This window comes from Nonomuraea sp. NPDC047529, from assembly GCF_040642995.1.
Taxonomy (GTDB): Bacteria; Actinomycetota; Actinomycetes; order Streptosporangiales; family Streptosporangiaceae; genus Nonomuraea.
The window spans coordinates 57,164-73,974 of the sequence record NZ_JBEYTJ010000009.1 but is presented as its reverse complement, the minus strand read 5'-3'; the positions used below and the strand labels follow the sequence as shown (position 1 = coordinate 73,974).

22 protein-coding genes are annotated in these 16,811 nt (G+C 67.6%); 13 read left to right on the top strand and 9 right to left on the bottom strand.

All coding sequences use genetic code 11. The annotated features are described in order from the left end of the window. Positions 1 to 334: 334 nt before the first annotated feature. Positions 335 to 682 (bottom strand): hypothetical protein, encoded by a 348-nt coding sequence (locus ABZ815_RS16505; RefSeq protein ID WP_357698467.1) that lies wholly within the window; start codon positions 680 to 682, stop codon positions 335 to 337. 125 nt (positions 683 to 807) lie between these two features. Here ABZ815_RS16505 and ABZ815_RS16500 point away from each other — a divergent pair, with 125 nt between their 5' ends. The 3 genes from ABZ815_RS16500 to ABZ815_RS16490 all read left to right on the top strand — a co-directional run bounded on the left by ABZ815_RS16500 (position 808) and on the right by ABZ815_RS16490 (position 3,764). After that, positions 808 to 2,022, top strand: coding sequence for a helix-turn-helix transcriptional regulator (locus ABZ815_RS16500; protein ID WP_357698466.1), 1,215 nt, complete (start codon positions 808 to 810; stop codon positions 2,020 to 2,022). A 30-nt stretch (positions 2,023 to 2,052) separates the two neighbouring features. Next, positions 2,053 to 2,529: an NUDIX hydrolase gene (locus tag ABZ815_RS16495; protein WP_357698464.1), complete on the top strand. Its 477-nt coding sequence runs from the start codon at positions 2,053 to 2,055 to the stop codon at positions 2,527 to 2,529. An 809-nt stretch (positions 2,530 to 3,338) separates the two neighbouring features. Beyond that, complete coding sequence (locus ABZ815_RS16490) at positions 3,339 to 3,764, top strand: hypothetical protein (RefSeq protein WP_357698462.1); 426 nt, start codon at positions 3,339 to 3,341, stop codon at positions 3,762 to 3,764. A gap of 145 nt (positions 3,765 to 3,909) precedes the next feature. Here ABZ815_RS16490 and ABZ815_RS16485 read toward each other — a convergent pair whose 3' ends face one another. Together ABZ815_RS16485 and ABZ815_RS16480 are read right to left on the bottom strand one after the other, a co-directional pair. Then, a complete protein-coding gene (locus ABZ815_RS16485; RefSeq protein ID WP_357698461.1) occupies positions 3,910 to 4,128 on the bottom strand; it encodes a hypothetical protein in 219 nt (72 codons plus the stop codon). Positions 4,129 to 4,168: 40 nt separating this feature from the next. Next, positions 4,169 to 4,483: a DUF1778 domain-containing protein gene (locus ABZ815_RS16480; RefSeq protein WP_357698459.1), complete on the bottom strand. Its 315-nt coding sequence runs from the start codon at positions 4,481 to 4,483 to the stop codon at positions 4,169 to 4,171. 380 nt (positions 4,484 to 4,863) lie between these two features. Here ABZ815_RS16480 and ABZ815_RS16475 point away from each other — a divergent pair, with 380 nt between their 5' ends. Together ABZ815_RS16475 and ABZ815_RS16470 are read left to right on the top strand one after the other, a co-directional pair. Next, a complete protein-coding gene (locus ABZ815_RS16475; protein ID WP_357698457.1) occupies positions 4,864 to 6,069 on the top strand; it encodes a lipase family protein in 1,206 nt (401 codons plus the stop codon). 31 nt (positions 6,070 to 6,100) lie between these two features. Further along, entirely contained in the window at positions 6,101 to 6,604 is a 504-nt protein-coding gene (locus tag ABZ815_RS16470; protein ID WP_357698455.1) for a hypothetical protein, read from the top strand. On the opposite strand, the gene ABZ815_RS16465 is transcribed toward ABZ815_RS16470, so the two are convergent. Next, positions 6,579 to 8,204 (bottom strand): MFS transporter, encoded by a 1,626-nt coding sequence (locus tag ABZ815_RS16465; protein WP_357698453.1) that lies wholly within the window; start codon positions 8,202 to 8,204, stop codon positions 6,579 to 6,581. The genes ABZ815_RS16470 and ABZ815_RS16465 overlap by 26 nt on opposite strands. Positions 8,205 to 8,312: 108 nt before the next feature. On the opposite strand from ABZ815_RS16465, the gene ABZ815_RS16460 reads away from it, so the two are divergent. Then, positions 8,313 to 8,843: a TetR/AcrR family transcriptional regulator gene (locus tag ABZ815_RS16460; protein ID WP_357698451.1), complete on the top strand. Its 531-nt coding sequence runs from the start codon at positions 8,313 to 8,315 to the stop codon at positions 8,841 to 8,843. A 291-nt stretch (positions 8,844 to 9,134) separates the two neighbouring features. Here ABZ815_RS16460 and ABZ815_RS16455 read toward each other — a convergent pair whose 3' ends face one another. Next, positions 9,135 to 10,019, bottom strand: coding sequence for an SDR family oxidoreductase (locus ABZ815_RS16455; RefSeq protein WP_357698449.1), 885 nt, complete (start codon positions 10,017 to 10,019; stop codon positions 9,135 to 9,137). A gap of 114 nt (positions 10,020 to 10,133) precedes the next feature. Here ABZ815_RS16455 and ABZ815_RS16450 point away from each other — a divergent pair, with 114 nt between their 5' ends. Then, positions 10,134 to 11,066, top strand: a complete 933-nt coding sequence (locus ABZ815_RS16450) for a LysR family transcriptional regulator (RefSeq protein WP_357698447.1) — start codon at positions 10,134 to 10,136, stop codon at positions 11,064 to 11,066. Positions 11,067 to 11,072: 6 nt separating this feature from the next. Here the strand turns inward: ABZ815_RS16450 and ABZ815_RS16445 are convergent, their stop codons facing one another. The 3 genes from ABZ815_RS16445 to ABZ815_RS16435 all read right to left on the bottom strand — a co-directional run bounded on the left by ABZ815_RS16445 (position 11,073) and on the right by ABZ815_RS16435 (position 12,342). Beyond that, entirely contained in the window at positions 11,073 to 11,249 is a 177-nt protein-coding gene (locus ABZ815_RS16445; protein ID WP_357698446.1) for a hypothetical protein, read from the bottom strand. 170 nt (positions 11,250 to 11,419) lie between these two features. Further along, positions 11,420 to 11,572, bottom strand: a complete 153-nt coding sequence (locus ABZ815_RS16440; RefSeq protein WP_357698444.1) for a hypothetical protein — start codon at positions 11,570 to 11,572, stop codon at positions 11,420 to 11,422. A gap of 176 nt (positions 11,573 to 11,748) precedes the next feature. Next, positions 11,749 to 12,342: a helix-turn-helix domain-containing protein gene (locus ABZ815_RS16435; protein WP_357698442.1), complete on the bottom strand. Its 594-nt coding sequence runs from the start codon at positions 12,340 to 12,342 to the stop codon at positions 11,749 to 11,751. 310 nt (positions 12,343 to 12,652) lie between these two features. Here ABZ815_RS16435 and ABZ815_RS16430 point away from each other — a divergent pair, with 310 nt between their 5' ends. From ABZ815_RS16430 to ABZ815_RS16420, 3 genes are all read left to right on the top strand, one after another. Further along, a complete protein-coding gene (locus tag ABZ815_RS16430; RefSeq protein WP_357698440.1) occupies positions 12,653 to 13,327 on the top strand; it encodes a DUF998 domain-containing protein in 675 nt (224 codons plus the stop codon). Between the two features lie 314 nt (positions 13,328 to 13,641). Continuing rightward, positions 13,642 to 13,896, top strand: a complete 255-nt coding sequence (locus tag ABZ815_RS16425; RefSeq protein ID WP_357698438.1) for a hypothetical protein — start codon at positions 13,642 to 13,644, stop codon at positions 13,894 to 13,896. 363 nt (positions 13,897 to 14,259) lie between these two features. Beyond that, the gene (locus tag ABZ815_RS16420; RefSeq protein WP_357698436.1) at positions 14,260 to 14,406 is read left to right on the top strand and encodes a hypothetical protein; all 147 of its coding nucleotides are present in this window, start codon (positions 14,260 to 14,262) and stop codon (positions 14,404 to 14,406) included. A 197-nt stretch (positions 14,407 to 14,603) separates the two neighbouring features. On the opposite strand, the gene ABZ815_RS16415 is transcribed toward ABZ815_RS16420, so the two are convergent. Beyond that, entirely contained in the window at positions 14,604 to 15,026 is a 423-nt protein-coding gene (locus ABZ815_RS16415) for a hypothetical protein (RefSeq protein WP_357698434.1), read from the bottom strand. A gap of 211 nt (positions 15,027 to 15,237) precedes the next feature. On the opposite strand from ABZ815_RS16415, the gene ABZ815_RS16410 reads away from it, so the two are divergent. The 3 genes from ABZ815_RS16410 to ABZ815_RS16400 all read left to right on the top strand — a co-directional run bounded on the left by ABZ815_RS16410 (position 15,238) and on the right by ABZ815_RS16400 (position 16,776). Continuing rightward, positions 15,238 to 15,762 carry a DUF6461 domain-containing protein gene (locus tag ABZ815_RS16410; protein WP_357698433.1) on the top strand — a complete coding sequence of 175 codons (525 nt, stop codon included), beginning with the start codon at positions 15,238 to 15,240 and terminating at the stop codon, positions 15,760 to 15,762. 193 nt (positions 15,763 to 15,955) lie between these two features. After that, positions 15,956 to 16,165: a hypothetical protein gene (locus ABZ815_RS16405; protein WP_357698431.1), complete on the top strand. Its 210-nt coding sequence runs from the start codon at positions 15,956 to 15,958 to the stop codon at positions 16,163 to 16,165. Between the two features lie 134 nt (positions 16,166 to 16,299). Next, positions 16,300 to 16,776 (top strand): NUDIX hydrolase, encoded by a 477-nt coding sequence (locus ABZ815_RS16400; protein ID WP_357698429.1) that lies wholly within the window; start codon positions 16,300 to 16,302, stop codon positions 16,774 to 16,776. The last annotated feature ends 35 nt before the right edge of the window (positions 16,777 to 16,811 follow it).

Sequence of the window (16,811 nt, the reverse complement as noted above, 5' to 3'; positions counted from 1 at the left end):
GGGAACAGACTGTTTCCGAATGGCCGCCCACCCTGCGGCCATGTCGTGAACCTGCCACTCCGGGTACTCGGCGATCAACTTCGCCAAGGTCATAGGCATGGTTGCACTCCGGCGACCGGCGTACAGAGTGGCCGAGACTCCCGCAGCCGGGTGTAGCGGAGAGCGATTCGGTACGCGGACCGAGTGGGCCCGGTGGAGGGGGGCCAGGCATAGATGACTCGCTGTCGTTTCGCGTCCCATGCTGGTCGCCACCAGTACCGCCCGTTGTGACACCTGACGACCGTTCCGACCCGCACGGACACCAGCGCAAGCGTGCCACTGCGCAGGATCTCCTTCACTGGGGGCTCGCTTCCGTGGATTCCGGGCGCAGACTGCGGATCGTCTCCGAGAGGGGGTGGCGTCGTTGAAGGTCCGCGTAGCGGAAGGCGACCCGGCGCGCGGCTCTCGACGGTTCGATGGCCGGATGGCGGGCGTACAGCACTCGTTTACGGCGGTCGTCCCAGCCTGCCCGCCACCAGTACCAATCGCCGTCGCACCAGACGACGAGCCCGACCCACACGGACACCAGGCTCAGGCCATAGCCGTCATGGACGTCTGCGGATACGCCATGAGCGGCGAGGGCGTCGGCCAGGGCATCGGCGGCGTGCTTCTCTGGCGTGGGGTGTCGGTTCGGCGGTTGCATGAGTGACCTCCCATCACGTACGGCAGTGACGTAGCGTGACGGTATGTGTCGGCCGAGCTGTGAGGCCGGAAGGAAATTCAGGGGTCCGTCGTAGGCATCCGATGAGGATGAGGTGCATGCGAGGAATGACCAGCAATCTGTCCATCGGCCAGCGCGTGGCCTGGTATCGGCGACGGCGTGGGATGTCTCAGGACGTATTGGCCGGGCTGGTGGGACGAACCACCGATTGGCTGAGCAAGGTGGAGAACGACCGCATCACCTTGGATCGTCTGTCCGTCATCAAGTCCCTGGCGAGCGTATTGGACGTGTCCCTCGGTGATCTACTGGCCGAGCCGCACCTGTTCGAGTGGACGGACGGAAGCGGCGACCAGACCATCCCAGCACTGCGCGCCGCGATCACGGACTATCGGCAGCTCTCGCCGATGGCCGGGCTCGTGGAGAACGCGGAACCCTCCGGGCAGGCCGACCTGCGACGTGCTCTTGCCGAGGTGTGGCGGGCGTACCAGGGAGCCCGGTACGGCTACGTGATCCGGACTCTGCCCGGACTCCTGGGGGAGGCGCATCATGCTGCGCGCGCAGCGAACGGTGACGCGCGCATGGCCGCATCGGGAGTGCTCGGGCAGGTCTACCACGCGGCTGCCAGCATCCTGGCCACGGTGGGTGAGGCTGATCTCGCGTGGATCGCCGCCGAGCGGGGACTGTCCTTCGCACGGCAATCCGATGATCAGCTTGTGACGGCCTCATTGCTTCGCTCCGTGACCCACGCGCTTCTGTCCAACGGTCGCTACGAGGCAGCCAAGCAGCTCACGATGGACGCCGCCGACCTGCTATCTCCCGACCTCCCGCACGCCACGGCTGAGCTGCTTTCGGTGTACGGCACGCTGTACCTCGCCGGGTCGATGGCGGCGGCGCGAGACGACGATCGCAGCATGACACGCGCGTTCCTCGCCGAGGCACAGGAAGCGGCGGTGCGGCTCGGCGGTGACGCCAACCATGTCTGGACCGCGTTCGGGCCGACGAACGTCCGTATCCATCAGGTGGCCACGGCAATCGAGCTGGGAGACATCCAGGTGGCTGTGGAACTGGGGCCGAAGCTGGATACCAGCGGGCTTCCGATCGAACGTCGCGCTCGTCATGGCCTGGCCGTGGCGCATGCCTTGAGCCTGTGGAACCGTACCGACGACGCGATGGCCGCGCTGTTGGAGGCCGAGACCATCGCTCCGGAGCAGGTGCGTCATCACTACCTCAGCCGCCAGCTCACGATGTCGTGGATCAGAAGGCAGAAGGGCAAACCCAGTTTCCAACTCGCAGCTCTCGCGCGGCGACTGCACATCGTGTGAAGGCAGTCCCTGTGGCGTAAGGTCGGGGCTGTGAACGATCAGGAGGCTCCGCCGTTCGCCCAGGCCCGTGCCGCCGCCGGTGCGCTGTTCTTCGATGACAGCGGTCGTGTGCTTCTCGTCCGTCCTACGTACAAGCCCTCCATGGACATCCCGGGCGGGTACGTCGAACCGGGGGAGACCCCGTACGAGGCGTGCGTTCGAGAGGTGCAGGAGGAGCTGGGCATTCAGCCGGCCATCGGTCGCCTCCTCGTGGTCGATTGGGCGCCTCTCCCTAAGGAGGGCGACAAGGTCCTGTTCGTGTTCGACGGAGGCACCTTGGACGGCGAGTTGCTCAAGCAGATCAGGTTCGTGGACAACGAGCTGAGCGCCTACGAGTTCCATCCCGTCCAGGAACTGGACGGGCTGTTGATCGAGCGGCTTGCTCGTCGCGTCAAGGCCGCCGCCACTGCACGCGAGCTTGGCAGGACCGTCTATCTGGAGCACGGCCAGGCCGCTCCCACTGAGTGACAACGGCCCAGGACGAGCGTGGACGGTCGAGGACCAGGGCGGAACGTTTGCCGAGGTGGGCCCCCGAATCACCCAAGGTCCCACCCTCTCGTGGCGAGCCTTACAAGCGAGGGGTCACTGGTTCGAACCCAGTGCCGCCCACCTCGTCGAACAGCCCCGTTTCCCATCGCGGAAGCGGGGCTTTGTGCCATCAGCCGGGCGTGAGGGGCCTTTTCACCCGGGCCGAGTGGCCGCGCGGCGAAGTTGCTGTGTCGGAGGATGCCGCCTCGCGCCCCGGTGAAGATCAGCGCGTCGGTTTCCGAAGCTGTGAACTCGTCCGGATGTTCGCGGAGCGCCGAGGTGATCGTTTTCGGGATGGCGATCGTACGGACACCCGCGCGGGACTTGGGTGGCCCGACGAGGAGTTCGTCCGTGTCGAGTTCTACGTGTTGTGCCGAACGCTGACGGTCCGGGCATTCAGGTCCAGGCCCATCCGCCGGCGCTGGCGTGGAGTTGCGGCGTGTGGAAGGAAAGCCGAAGGTGCGGATCGGAATCGGGTCGCAGGGACAGAGGGATCTAGGTGCAGGGCTGCTTCTCGCTCATGCCGCCGCCCCTGGCCGTCCGGGAGGCCGTGGAAGCCGCTCTGGCGGGGCGCGTGCATCTCGCGAGCCTTGATCGAGTACGCGAGGCGTGATGGCGATGCCGTTGAACTCGACCGGACGGGCTCGACCTCGCCGACGATGTAGCAGCCGTGCGGTGTGGTGACGTCCGTGTCACCAGTGCGATAGACAGTCACCCAATTCGAAGGCCCGAAATCTGTGGAGGATCCGGTGCGAATCCTGTGGGGCTGCGTCGCCCTGGCCGTGATTGCCCCACTGGTCGGACTGTTCGTGCTGATCATGATCCCGGTGTGGCGCGACAACGCACGCCTCGACGACCTTTACGAGCGCGTCCTCGCACACCCGCTCCCGCCGAACAGCCGAGATGTCTTCCTGATGGACCGCGATGTGACCTTTGGCAAGAATCTGGTCGGCGGCAGCGGATCCTATTGTGACTACCGGGTCCGGATCACGCTGCAAACAGCGCTCACTCCACAGGAGATCCGCCGCCACTATGACAATGCGGTCATCCCTGGAGCTGAGTCGAAAGTGATGATCTCCCTGTACTTCGGGGAAGATGGCGATGGTGGAGGTCGCAGGGTCATCGTCGAGGCGTACGACTCCCACAACTGGGACGGGGATTGGCGCTGCTACTAGCGGGCCTTCTGCTCCGCGCTTGCGCTGAGCTCTGCACCTGCCGAGTACGGCTGGAGCCTCCGCCGGCCTGTTGCACCCGTTCACCTGCTCTGCCAGGTAGGACGGCGTGTGGTGACGCGCGATGAACCGGTCTTCGCGACGACGGCTAACCAGTGACCCCAGGTTGGGCCGAGTCGGCCAAAATGGCCGCCAGTTTGAGGCCTTCGTCGGCGAAAAGTCGTCCTGCCTGTTCACCCTTGGCACGTGTTTCCAGAAGGACGAGCCGGGAGGAGCCGTCGCGTTGGGGTACGACGCGGATCTGCCGCACCTCGCTGAAGCCCATCTTTTGCAGTTCGGGGTGGATCGCCGTCGGTGACCAGCTCACCTTCCAGGCGCGGTCGAAATCGATGATCTCCAGTTGTCCGTCATAGGAATAGGGGACCGGTCCGTCGAGGGTGACGGCGAACGAGGCGTACGTGCAGGCGCGCCAGTGCGGCCTCCATGCCGAACAGCCGGCCGCACGCCTCCTGCGCGTCGATGGGCAGTTCGCTACGCGCGGCCGTCAGGGCGGCGTCGGTGACGTAGCCTGCCAGCGTCTGCCGACAGCGGGTGGCGGCTGCCTCCAAGGCGGCGTGTTCGGCCTCCGATAGGCGCAAGTTGGCCCGCTTGGCGCGCTGGCCTTGGCCGCGTTCGCGGGTGCGTCGGCCGCGGCTGGGGCGGGGTTGGCTGGCCTCGGTCATGGGGGCCTCCGAGCGCTTTGGGGAACCCAAACTACTATCTTGCTCTCCCGGCAAGGGCCTGGCGCGGGCCCCTGGTCGCGGGCATGAAAAAACCCCGGCCGACTGGCGGGGTTGCCCATGTGTAACGTCGCGGAGTGACGATACCTGATGACTCTCCAAGGGACATGAAGTCCCGGATTCAGCTCTCTTGATCGACGTCTGTACTCGACCGGGAGCCCGATTCCTTCACAGAGGCCGTACGCGGTAGGGGAGCTACCTGGCGGGTGGCGATCAACGGGGATCGAGTGAACGTCACGTACGCGCCATCCGGTAGGCCCTACCAACGGTTGGGCGGTGTGCAGGATGGGGCGGCTCCTGGATGATCTCTAGCGTCAAGGAACATGAGGAAAACCCGCAAGACGCTTGGGCTGCTCGCCCTGGCCTGCGCCGGACTCGTGCTGGCCACGGCCACCGCCCCCGCCGCCCTGGCCCTGTCCACCCCTCAGGTGGAGCAGGGCTCGCTCGTCTCGGCCAAAAAGATCAAGAGCCTGTCCGCCGCGGAGATCGCCGCGTACCTGCGCGAGTCGAAGTTCCCCGTCCCACCCAAGGCCCAGGGCGCCGACCTGTACGCCGTCGTCTACCGTACGGTCGGCGTGGACGGCAGCCCGACGACGGCCAGCGGCACCGTGGCCGTCCCCCACAAGTCCAGGAAAGACCTGTGGACGGTCAGTTACGAGCACGGCACGACGGCCACCAGGGCCTACGTCGGCTCGATGGACGAGGGCGACGGGCGGGCGGTGCCGATGATGTTCGCCGCGGCAGGGTTCATCGCCGTCGCCCCCGACTACCTCGGGCTGGGCACGGGCCCCGGCTTCCATCCGTACATGGACCACGCCAGCGAGGCCTCCGCCACGGTGGACCTGCTGCGCGCCGCCCGCTCGCTCGCCACCGGCCAAGGGCGGAGGCTGAGCGGGGACGTGCTGGTCACCGGCTTCTCCCAGGGCGGTACCGCGACGATGGCGGTGGGCCGGCAACTGCAGGCCGGCCCCGGGCTCGGGTTCCGGCTGCGCGGCCTCGCGCCGATCTCCGGGCCGTACGAAGTGCAGCACGTCCAGTTCCCCGAGCTGATCGCGGAACGGCTGGATCCGCGCACCTCGGCGTTCTACCTGGCGTACTGGACCGCCTCCATGAACCGGCTGCACCACTTCTACGACTCGCCCGCCGAGGCGTTCCAGGACCCGGCGGTCGAGGCTCTCTACGACGGGAATCACACGTTCGACGAGATCATCGCCGGGCTGCCCGCCTCACCGCTGGACGTGCTCACGCCGAAGTTCCAGCAGTGGTACCTGAACCCGTCAGGGGCGGTGTTGAAGGCGCTGGAGACGAACGACGACACGTGCTCGTCGTGGCGGCCCCGGGTGCCTGTACGGCTGTTCGCGGCCCGGGGCGACCGGGAGGTGGTGGCGCGCAACTCCCGCAACTGCCTGCGTGACCTGCGGCGACACGGCACGGACGCGACGCTGACCGACGTTGGGGACATCGGTCACATGGACTCGCCCCTCGCGGCGATGCCGACGGTGTTGCGGTGGTTCACCGATCTTCGGTGACCGGCTTTCTGATCGGCATGACCATCCTCGTGTGACGGGGCCCGGCACCGCTGGAGTCGCCGTCAGCAGGCGTCCGCACCGGGAGGCGTGGGCCCGCGACCGGCTCGGCACCACCGAGGACGGCACCCTCACGGCGTCTCCCGACCTCCGGGAACGACTCCGGGAGGAGCACGGTGCAGCCGGGCGCGCGGCGGCGATCCGCGCCTACCTCCGGTCCGGCCGGTCCAGCAGGACAGCCCGCTGCCTGGAGCTGCATGCCCACCTGAACGCCTGGATCGCCCGCACGACGCCGGACGACGACTTCCCCGAGGCGTTGAACCTGCTCGGCCAGGCCGTCGTCCTGCTGCTGGAGAACCAGATGGGCGCGGCGGCCGTCCCGATCGCCGAACGGGTGGCGCGTTCGACCCGGCTGCACGTGGGCGAAGACGACCATCCCGACGTCTGGCCCGCAGCAACCTGGCGGTCGTGCTGGACACGGGGGTCAGAGAGATTGGGAACGGAATCCGGCGTTAACGGGGTTCTCCCAGGTCAGTGACCCCCTGCCGCTGGGGTCTTCCGGACGTGGTTGACGCCGGATTCCGTTCCTCGAAGGCCCCCTCGTCATCGGCTTCGGCGGGGTCTGCCTGTGCGGACACGCCGCGGAGCATGATGTCCGCGAAGACCGCGACGGCGAGCAGGATGAGCGCGGCGATCCCGCCGGTCCATGCCAGCGCGGTCGTGAACGAGTCGGTTGCGGCCGTGGTCAGTGCCGCTCCGATCTTGCCTGGCAGCTCCTGGGCGTAGAGCAGTGCGGTGGCGAGGGTTTCTTTCGCGGCCTCGAGGACGCCTGCGGGCAGTCCTGCCGGGGCGGTGTCCGCAAGGCCGGTGCGGTAGAAACCGAGGAGGACCGAGCCGAGGATCGCGGTGCCGAAGGCGGTGCCGAGCTCGTAGGCGCTCTCGCTGATCGCGGCGGCCTGGCCTGACTGCTCGGGACGCACCGAGCTCATGATGAGGTCGTTGGTGAGCGTCATGCCCACGCCGGCGCCGAGGCCGACGAGGCACAGAGCGATCGCGATCCTCCACGGTTCGGTGTCGGGAGTGAGCGTCAGGAGGGTCGCGAATCCGCCAGCGGTGATGAGCACGCCCACGGAGACGATGATCGAGGTGGGGATCCGCTTGACGAGCGCGGCGGCGATGAACCCGGCGAAGGCGGAGACGGCGGCCTGGGGCAGCATCCACAGCGCCGACTGGATGACGCTGAGGCCGACGACGAGCTGCAGGAACTGGGTGAGGGCGAACAGCGCTCCGACCAGCGAGAAGATCGACAGCAGGTCGGTGAGCACCGCCCCGGTGAAGGCTCGCACCTTGAAGAGGCGCACATTGATCATCGGCACCGGCATGCGCAGCTGGCGGATCACGAACAGCGCGAGCAGGAGGAGCCCGGCGAAGAAGGTGACGAACCCGATCCCGGGCTCCTTGCCCTCGGCGAAGGTCTTCACGCCGTAGACGAACGAGATCATGCCCGCGAGCGAGAGCACGATGCTGGCGACGTCGATGTTTCCGGGGTTGGGGTTCTTGCTCTCCGGGACGAGGAACGGCGCGAGGAGGAGCAGCAGCACCATGACCGGGATGTTCATGAGGAAGGCGGCGTGCCAGCTGAACGTTTCGATGATCCAGCCGCCCACGATCGGGCCTGCGGCGGCGCCCAGCGCGCCCATCGCCGACCAGACCGCCATCGCGGTCCGTCGCTGGTTGCGGTCGAGGAACATGTTGCGGATGAGGGACAGTGTCCCCGGCATGATCGTCGCGCCCGCGACCCCGAGCAGGGCGCGCGAGCCGATCAGCATCCACGGTTCGGTCGAGAGAGCGCCCAGGGTGGAGGCGATCGCGAAGACGACCGCACCGATGAGCAGCACCTTGCGCCGGCCGAAACGGTCGCCCAGCGTCGACATGGTGATGAGCAGGCCGGCGAGCAGCAGCGAGTAGATGTCGAGCATCCAGAGCTGCTGCGTGCCTGTCGGCTTGAGGTCCTGGGTGATGTCGGCCAGTGCGAAGACCAGCACCATGCCGTCGATCGCGATGAGCAGCATCGGCAGCACGAGCACGGCCAGTCCGATCCAGGTGCGAGTTGTCGCTCGCGGTGTGTTCTCGGTCATCTTTCCCTCCAGACCAGTTACTTCACCAAACGGTATACTACACCAAGCGGTATACTAACCCTGTGGAGACGAGGAGGGGACATGGCACGACCGAATGCGCGACCGGCGATGATCGAGGCGGCCCTGCGCGTCGTTGAAGAACGCGGCATCACCGCGCTCACCCTGGACGCGGTCGCGGCCGAAGCCGGGGTGACCAAGCGCGGGCTGATCTACCACTTCCCGACGAAACACGCCCTGCTCACCGGTATTCACGAGTTCCTCGCCGACCGCGTCGAGCGGGGACTGCGCGAGGCGACCGGCAAAGAACCGGAGGAGGCGACGCTCGCCGAACGCACGAGGGGATACGTGCTGGCATGCACCGCAGCGTCCACACGTCTGGAGACGCGTCTGATCGCCGAGGCGGGCAACGAGCCCGACTGGATGGCTCCCTGGCAACGGGTCTACGACCGCTGGTTCCCCGGCGACGCGGGGCCGATCGATGAGCACGACGACGAGGCGATGCGGTGCCTCATGGCGCGCATGGCCGCCGACGGGTTCTGGGGATACGAGAACGCCCTGGGCGCCTCCTTGCCGACTGGGGCCAGGAAGCGACTCGTCGACGACATTCTTGCCCTCATCCCTGAGCCGCCGACGTCCTGAGCGGTTCGCCCGCCGCCTGGCTTGCCCGACGAGGGGGCCGGGCGACGCGATCTGCCCCAGTCGCCGCCGACCACCTGCTCGGCGGCGAGAACCGTCCGCCAAGCCCTCGCCGCCGATAGTTGATCTTGAGTAGTGATCGGGCGACGGCTGGGCGTTTGTGCCGGTGACCCCTGGACTGCATGAGCGTCCGGCTGACCGCATGGGGTGCACGATCAACAACTGCGAGGCTGCCGCGTAGCTCAGCTGCCGGCCGGTCAGGACCGGGCAGGAGTGACCGGCGGAGCTGCGGGCTCAGCTCTTGAAGTAGTGTCCCGCGTTCAGATCGGCGATGAGCCCGGGTCGGCCGGGACGCCAGTCCAGCAGCTTCTGGGTCAGGGCGGAGGAGGCCGGCATGTCCAGCGTGACGAAGGAGGCCAGCCAGCCGAAGTGCTCGCCCGCCTCCCGCGCGGTGATCGCGGTCACCGGCACGCCGAGCCGGCGCCCGATGACGCCGGCGACGTCACGTACCGGCACACCCTCCTCGGCGACGGCGTGCAGCCGCGCGCCCGCGGGAGCCTCCTCCAGGGCCAGCCGGTACAGGCGGGCGGCGTCCAGCCGGTGCACGCTCGGCCACCGGGGGGCGCCGTCGCTCACGTACGCGGAGACGCCCTTCGCGCGGGCGATGCCGATCGCGACCGCGACGAACCCCGGGTCACCCTCCCCATGCACCAGCGGCAGCCGCAATACCGAGACCCGCACCCCGCGCTCCGCGAACGACAGCGCCACCTGCTCGGCCGCCCCTCGGGGCGAATGCGTCCCCGGCTCGTCCTGCTCGGTGCCGACGCGGCCGGGCGGGAGCAGGCCGGTGCCCGAGGTGACCACGAGCGGCCGGCCGGACCCCGCCAGCGCCTCGCCGAGCGCCGCGATGGCTCGCCGGTCGGTCTGGTTGGCGGCCTCGAAGTTCGCGAAGTCGTGCACGAAGGCCAGGTGGATGACGCCGTCGGCGGCGGCGGCCCCGTCGCGCAGGCCGGCGAGGTCGTCGAGCGAGCCGGGGTGGGGCTGGGCTCCGGCGGCCCTCAACGCGGCGGCGGCCTCATCCGTACGGGCCAGACCGGCCACCTGGTGCCCGGCCTCGATGAGCTCACGTACGGCGGCGGACCCCACGAAACCCGTGGCGCCGGTGACGAAAACACGCATGATGATCTCCTTCTTCAGCGGTGTTCCCATCGTCGGAGCCGGTGCCGTGCGGCGTCCAAAGCCTGTCGCTCATCGGGCGATACGTTTCAGGCATCACCGCAGTAGGCTGCGGGCATGCCCCAGTCGCCCGATCTCGATCTGCGGCTCGTACGCTACTTCACGGCCGTCGCCGAGCACCGGCACTTCGGCCGCGCCGCCGAGGCCCTGCACATCACCCAGCCGTCGCTGAGCCGACAGATCCGCGCCCTTGAGCGGCAACTGGGCGCCCTCCTGCTCGACCGAACCCCGCAGGGCACGCGACTCACCGAGGCGGGCGAGGTCTTCCTGCCCCGCGCGAAGACGCTGCTGCACGCGGCCGCCCGAGCGGCGGCGCAGGCCCGCGCCGCCGCTCGGCCCAGCCGGATCACCATCGGGTACACAATGGGCCTCATCGTCACGCCGGCCGTGCGCGAGCTGCGCCGCCTGCATCCGGATGCCGACGTACGCACCTCACACGTGGCCTGGAACGAGCCGCGCCCCGCTCTGCTCGACTACCGTGTGGACGCGGTGGTGACCCGGCTGCCGTTGGCGACTGATGGGCTCGACGTGACGATCCTGTATGGCGAGCCGCGCGTGCTGCTGCTCTCGCGCGACCACCGCCTGGCGGGCAGGGGATCCGTGACGCTCGCCGACATCGCCGACGAGCCGTTGCCCCGGCTGGCCGACCCGGACCCGGCCTGGGAGGCGTACTGGCGCATCGATCCCAGGCCCGACGGCCGCCCGGCCCCCGACGGCCCCGTCATCGCCGACATCGAGGACAAGTTCGAGCTGATCGCCGCCGGGGAGGCGGTGGCCATCGCGGGCGGCCCGACCCTTGTCAACCTCCGCCCGGACATCACCTCGATCCCCTTGGAGGGCGTCGAGCCGAGTCACGTCGTGCTGGCGACCCGGGCCGGCGACCGCAACCGCCTGGTGTCGGCGTTCCGCAAATCCGCCAGGGCGCTGCTCACCGGTTCGCGGGCAACCCTGAGGTCGCCGGAGGCTGCGGGTGGTCCGGCGGGTGGATGACGTACGTCAGCGGCACCCCTGGTCGGCGTCCTCGACGAACTGGCCGAGCGCGGCCTCGTCGGCCGGGCACCGGACCCCGACGACCGCCGCCGCAATGTGATCACGATCACCGCTCAAGGCCGCCGGCACCTGCGCCGCCTGGACAAGGTTCTGGACGACCTCCACGACGAACTGCTCGCACACCCGGCAGGCGCCGCACCCCCCAATCTCCTGACACGAAACCAGCCACGCGCCTGTCGCCGCGACGCTCGCGCAGCAGGGTGGTGGCGGGCCTGCCGCAGCACCAGGTGCGAGATCATCATGCCTGCGGCCGCGGCCACGTCGGACGCGACCGCAGGCGAGGGCCGGACGACCTACCTGCCGGATTGCCTCACCTCGTACCCGGCGGCGGTGAGTACCTGGGTGGGGGCGCAGAGTCCGGCGGCCACGTCGACGCCGACCATGTGGACCAGCAGGGCGGCGCCATCGAACGCACTGCGCCCGAACTCCAGGCCAAGAGCCGCCACCAGCAACTCGCCAACATCCGCCGCATCTACGGCTCGGAGAAAGAGGCCCTCGGATCGGGCCCGCCGCTCCGGCGTCGTGGCCAGGGCGGGGGGCGCCGCCGCGACGTGAGGCCCTGGCCTGAAGACTCTCCTCAGCTGCCCGGATGGCGGCGGCTCACGACCCCTTGCGGCTGCGCTTATCCCCCTCCGGCCTCGTCGTAGGGCGCCCACCCCTTATCCAGAAGGTGGAACCCCGCATCGATGGCCGCCGCTGGATCGGGCTCACGGATGGCCATGAGCTGAATCTGCAGGGCAAACCGGACGTAGAAGCGGATCTCTTCGCTTGGCTCCTCCAGCCCGAATTCCTCGGTGATCACCGCGACCAAGGCATCCTCGTGGCGCAACCACATCTTCTCCGCGTAGTCGACCAGAGCCGGCGTCTCCTCCATGAGAGCGAGTATGTGACTCTGCGGCTCGGATTTGAGCGCGGCGATTTCGGAGAGGTAGTGGGCCTTCAGCGCGTCGGAGATCGAGGTCCCCGCCATGCGGCCACTCACCGCAGCAATCAGGCGTTCATGCCGCTCACCTTCGTCACTGAAGACAAGCGCCTCCTTGTGTGGGAAGTGTGTGAAGACCGTCTTGGGCGACACATCGGCCGCATCTGCGATCTCGCGCACAGTCACCGCATCGAAGCCGCGTGCAAGGAAAAGCGTCGTCGCCGCCTCCAGGATCGCCGCCCGCGTCGCCGCCTTCTTGCGCTCACGTCGGCCCGCCGTCGCTGCATCCACCATGGCGCATACTCTACACCCGGACACTAAGGATATTGACAGTAAAAGTAGTCTCGATGTAGTAATTGAGCGAGTTAAGTGAGAGGTTCTCGCTCATGGCGTACTCGTTGACGGGTTGCCGGGCTCCTGGCCAATGAGGTCTTAGCCCAGCCGCTCGGCCTCCCCGGCGCGCCCGAAAATCGCCGCCGCCGATCGGGAGTCGCAGGCACAAGCGAGCCGCGTCAATCTCCGGCGGGCCCTCCCGCCAACCCCGGCCATCAGAAAGGGACCGACCATGTCCGAAGCAATTGACTCACGGTCTAGAAGTCGCGAGATGCCTTCCCACGTGCGCTTGCCTCCGCAGCGCCGAGTGGCGGGAGCGTTGCTCGTCGCCGGGCCGGCGATCTTCCTGCTCGGGGAGTTTGTCGCCGCCGCAGCGTGGACCGACCCCGCCTACAGCTACACGCACCATTTCATCAGCAACCTCGGAGTCCACGGGCCCTCGACTCTGTTCGGGCAGTACATGTACTCGCCCCTAGCCTGGGTAATGAATGCCGGATTCCTCCTCTTCGGGATCACGATCCTGGCCGGAGTGGCCACGCTGCGCGATCTGTCGGACGGCCGCCGTTGGGCCATGCTGGCCCCCACGACGCTGCTGGCCGTCGGCGGCGTCCTGCTCGCGCTGTTTCCCGGATCTGGCGAGGCACTCAACAACGGCACCGGCGAGTACCACAGCATGGGAGCCTTCGCCGGCTTCGTCGGTGGGAACGCGCTGGCCATCGTGCTCGGAAGCAGGTGGCGGCGCATCGGCATCTCTCCGCGAATGGGGCGAGCACTGATCATGGTCGGCATGATCGGTCTGCTCTCGATGGTGCTCTACCTCGCGATGATCTTTACCACGGGCGACACCCCCATCGGCATCATCGGCCTCATCGAACGCGGCGCCGTTCACCCGTTCCTGATCGGCCTCATCTGCGCTGGAGCATCGATCTGGAAGCGGAAGACGTGAACGAACCCCTGCGTCCTCCGTCACCACGGAAATGGCAGCCTGACGCCGAACTCTTCGAGCACCCAGCACATGCAGGCAGAACTCCCGCTCGAACCGCGCCCGGCCCGCGCCCACGATCCACTCCACTCGCCCCGGCGGCTCGATCTTGGCCCCCGAGTAAGCCCGGTTCGCCGTACCGCTCCTGCTCGGGGGCCAAGGGGATCCTCCGACGACGTCGACCGGGCACCCACCGAGATCGCGGCCAGTGATGATCGGCTTTCCGAAGTTTCGGGAGTCCCCCATGCGCCCGCCCGCGGGTGCGTACCGTCAGGGCCGTGACCAGCCTGCCCGCACCCCCGCACGCCCCCGTCAACTCGCCGGTCGACCCGGTCGACCCGGGCGCTGTCGTCACCGACGCCAGCGCCCGCTTCGCCACACACCTGGAGCTGCTCGCCCACCAGCTCGGCGAGCACAGCCTGGACGACGCCGAGCGCGAGCGCCTGGCCGCCGCACTGGCCGGCGTGCAGTGGACAGTGGCCAAGGTCGGCGAGCTCATCATGACCTCCCCACCGCAAACAAGCAGCGCCTGAGCAAGCCGGCCCGCGTGCTGATCCCCAGGGGGATCGGTACAGATTTTTGGCGGCAGCGCTGAGGGCGGAGACGTTTCTCCAGCTCGCGGCCATCACTTCCGGGCTGGCACGACCGGACAGAATGACCACATTCGGTTCGGACAGGTCCAGCTGCGCCCGTAGTTGGCCTGTCGTTAACGGCGCTGTGACGAAGTACATTCGAAGGTCGTAAGCCCTGGTCAGCGCCGCTTTCTGAGGGTGAAGTCAGCGGGAGCGTCGGCGGGCCGCGGGGTCGTGTTCGGCGGTGATGCGGGCGGAGGTCTCCTCGCCCAGACGGACGTACCGGCCGAGGCTCCACTACCAACGCCTGTTCTTGGAGACCTTTTGGGAGAGCTGCTGGCGGCAGGGTTCGTGCTGGAGCAGCTGATCGAACCGCGCCCCACGGCCGACCTCCGGGAGATCGACGAAGCCGCCTACGACAGGCTCCACCAAGTGCCGTCCTTCCTTGCGGTGAAGCTGCGACGTCCTTGACCGCAAGCCACGGACCTCATCGCGTCCCGGAGACCGCTGAGGGCGCGGCACCGACCGAAGGTTCGGGCCATGCTGCGATCTTGAGAGCGGACGCAGCCGGTCGAGGCGGTGAGCACCGAGGCTCGGATGATCCAGTGTTCGGGGCTGGGTCGAGTTCTTGCCCAGGAAGATCGAGGTGGTGGCTTGCGGGCCGCATGTCAGGTGAACGCCGCCAGGATGGCCATGGCGCCGTCGTCCGAGTTGCTGATCGTCAGATAGACCTCTTGGCCATCCCACTCGGTGCTTACGCCGTCGAGTCCGTCGACACAACGGAGGCACCCGTCTTCTTCGGGATCATCGATTCGACTCCATCCCTTGGCGAGGAACTTCTCGAAAATCTGCTCGCTGGTCATCGTGGGTTGTGCGCTGAAGACAAGGGAACCGCCGCTTCCGGAGTCACAGTCGTCTTCTTCCATGACAGTCTCGGCGACGGTCACAGGGAGAAGTGCCAACACGATCTGCTTCAGTTGGTTGATCTCCTTCTTCGCCTGTGCCTCGCACATTGCTCCGCAGCCGGTCAATGCGGTGACGAAGACGGCACCTGCTGCGATGACTGCGCAGGTTCTCGTAAGGCGATTCATAAGTCTTCGACTCCAAGGACTCTCGGGCGCGGTGGCTGCGACAACGGATAGCCGCCCTGGCCGGGGACCGCCTGTGCGGTTGTCGTAGATACGGAAGGTGTCGAAAGGGAGCTGCCGAGGTTCGGGTGCCGAACTCGGTAATGGGCGGCGCAGTCGGTCGGCCATAGTCTGTCCCTCTCGAAAGGGCGCGTTTTTAGCAGATACGAAGGGGATGGGCAGTGTGTCGTCGATGGGGTATGGCTGGTTCGTTGAGGAGTGCCAGAAGGACAGTGATCTGGTCGGTGTGACGTTCGTGCGGGGCCTGTCGCCGGAGGAAGCGTTGCGTCGGATTGGAGCCGGTCCCGGGGACACCTCGCGCGAAGTGGGCATTGCCGCCTACGCGGCAGACGGAGGCGCGGTCCTGATTGATTATCATGGGCAGCCACTCCCGGAGACCCTCTCGCAAGGGACGGAGATGGCGAGGGTCATCACAGGCATCACCATGGACGAGTACTTCGTCTACGCCGTCGACGAGGTGGTGGTGACGGAATTCGAGCCGTTCTTCCCCGGCGGGCGGGACGGCACCGACCCTGACCACCTGCTGACCCATATGCGAGAGCTGAGCATGCCGCTGGACGGAGAGGCCGACACGGGGACCTCCACCGCTCTCGCCCTCGCGCTGGCTGCACGGGCCACCGGGGTCGCCCTGACGCCGACCCACTACGCGGCCGAGCCCGTCGTCGGGTCGATCGACTGAAGGTGAAGATCACGGATCTCATGGTGGCGGACGATCATTCCGCTGCAGGCAAGCCTGTACCGTTTCGTGGCTACTCGGTGTCCCGGTGGACGGGCGGTACGGGCTGGGGCGGCTATCGGGACGGTTTTTGAGGGTGGCAGGCCGGGGCGGACGGTGGGACTCTGGGGGGCGAGGCGACCTGCTGGAGGAGATCGTGAATCACCCCGAGTTGACCACGAACATGGTCCTCGCCGCCATCCGGGACCACGAGTTCGCAGCCTACGACGTCCTGGTCAAGGAGTACCGGTCAGAGGCCGTGATCGCAGCGTTCACGGACGCGGCCAGGTCGGGCTTCACCAGCTTCGGTGTAGCAGTACATCTGGCGTCATTGACGGACAAAGGACGTAAGCACCTCGCGGGCTGAACGGCGCGGTGGGTCTCACGAATGAGCCGTAGGCGGTTGTTCGCCTCGACCACGAGGCTGATTTCCAGCTTGCGGCTCCTGCCCTGGGCGGTGCGTCTCGGGGCAGGCCAGTGCCTTGGCGTAGGGTCGAAGTTGTGAACGATCAGGGCGTTCCGCCGTTCGCCCGGGCCCGTGCCGCGTCCGGGGCGCTGTTCTTGGACGACCGTGGTCGTGTGCTTCTCGTCCGTCCTACGTACAAGCCGTTCATGGACATTCCGGGTGGGTGTGTCGAGCCGGGGGAGACCCCGTACGAGGCCTGCATTCGGGAGGTGCAAGAGGAGCTGGGTATTCGGCCGGCCATCGGGCGCCTTCTCGTGGTCGATTGGTCGCCTTCCCCGAAGGCGGGCGACAGGGTCCTGTTCGTGTTCGACGGCGGCACGTTGGACGACGCACTGCTCAGGCAGATCAGGTTCGTGGACAAGGAACTGAGCGCCTATGAGTTTCACTCCGTCGAAGAACTGGACGGATTGTTGATCGAGCGGCTTGCCCGTCGCCTCAAAGCGGCCGTCACGGCGCGGGAGCTTGGCAGGATCATCTATTTGGAGCACGGCCAGGCCATTCCCGTCGAGTAACCCTCTGAGTGGCAACGGTCTTCTGTCCGGGCCAC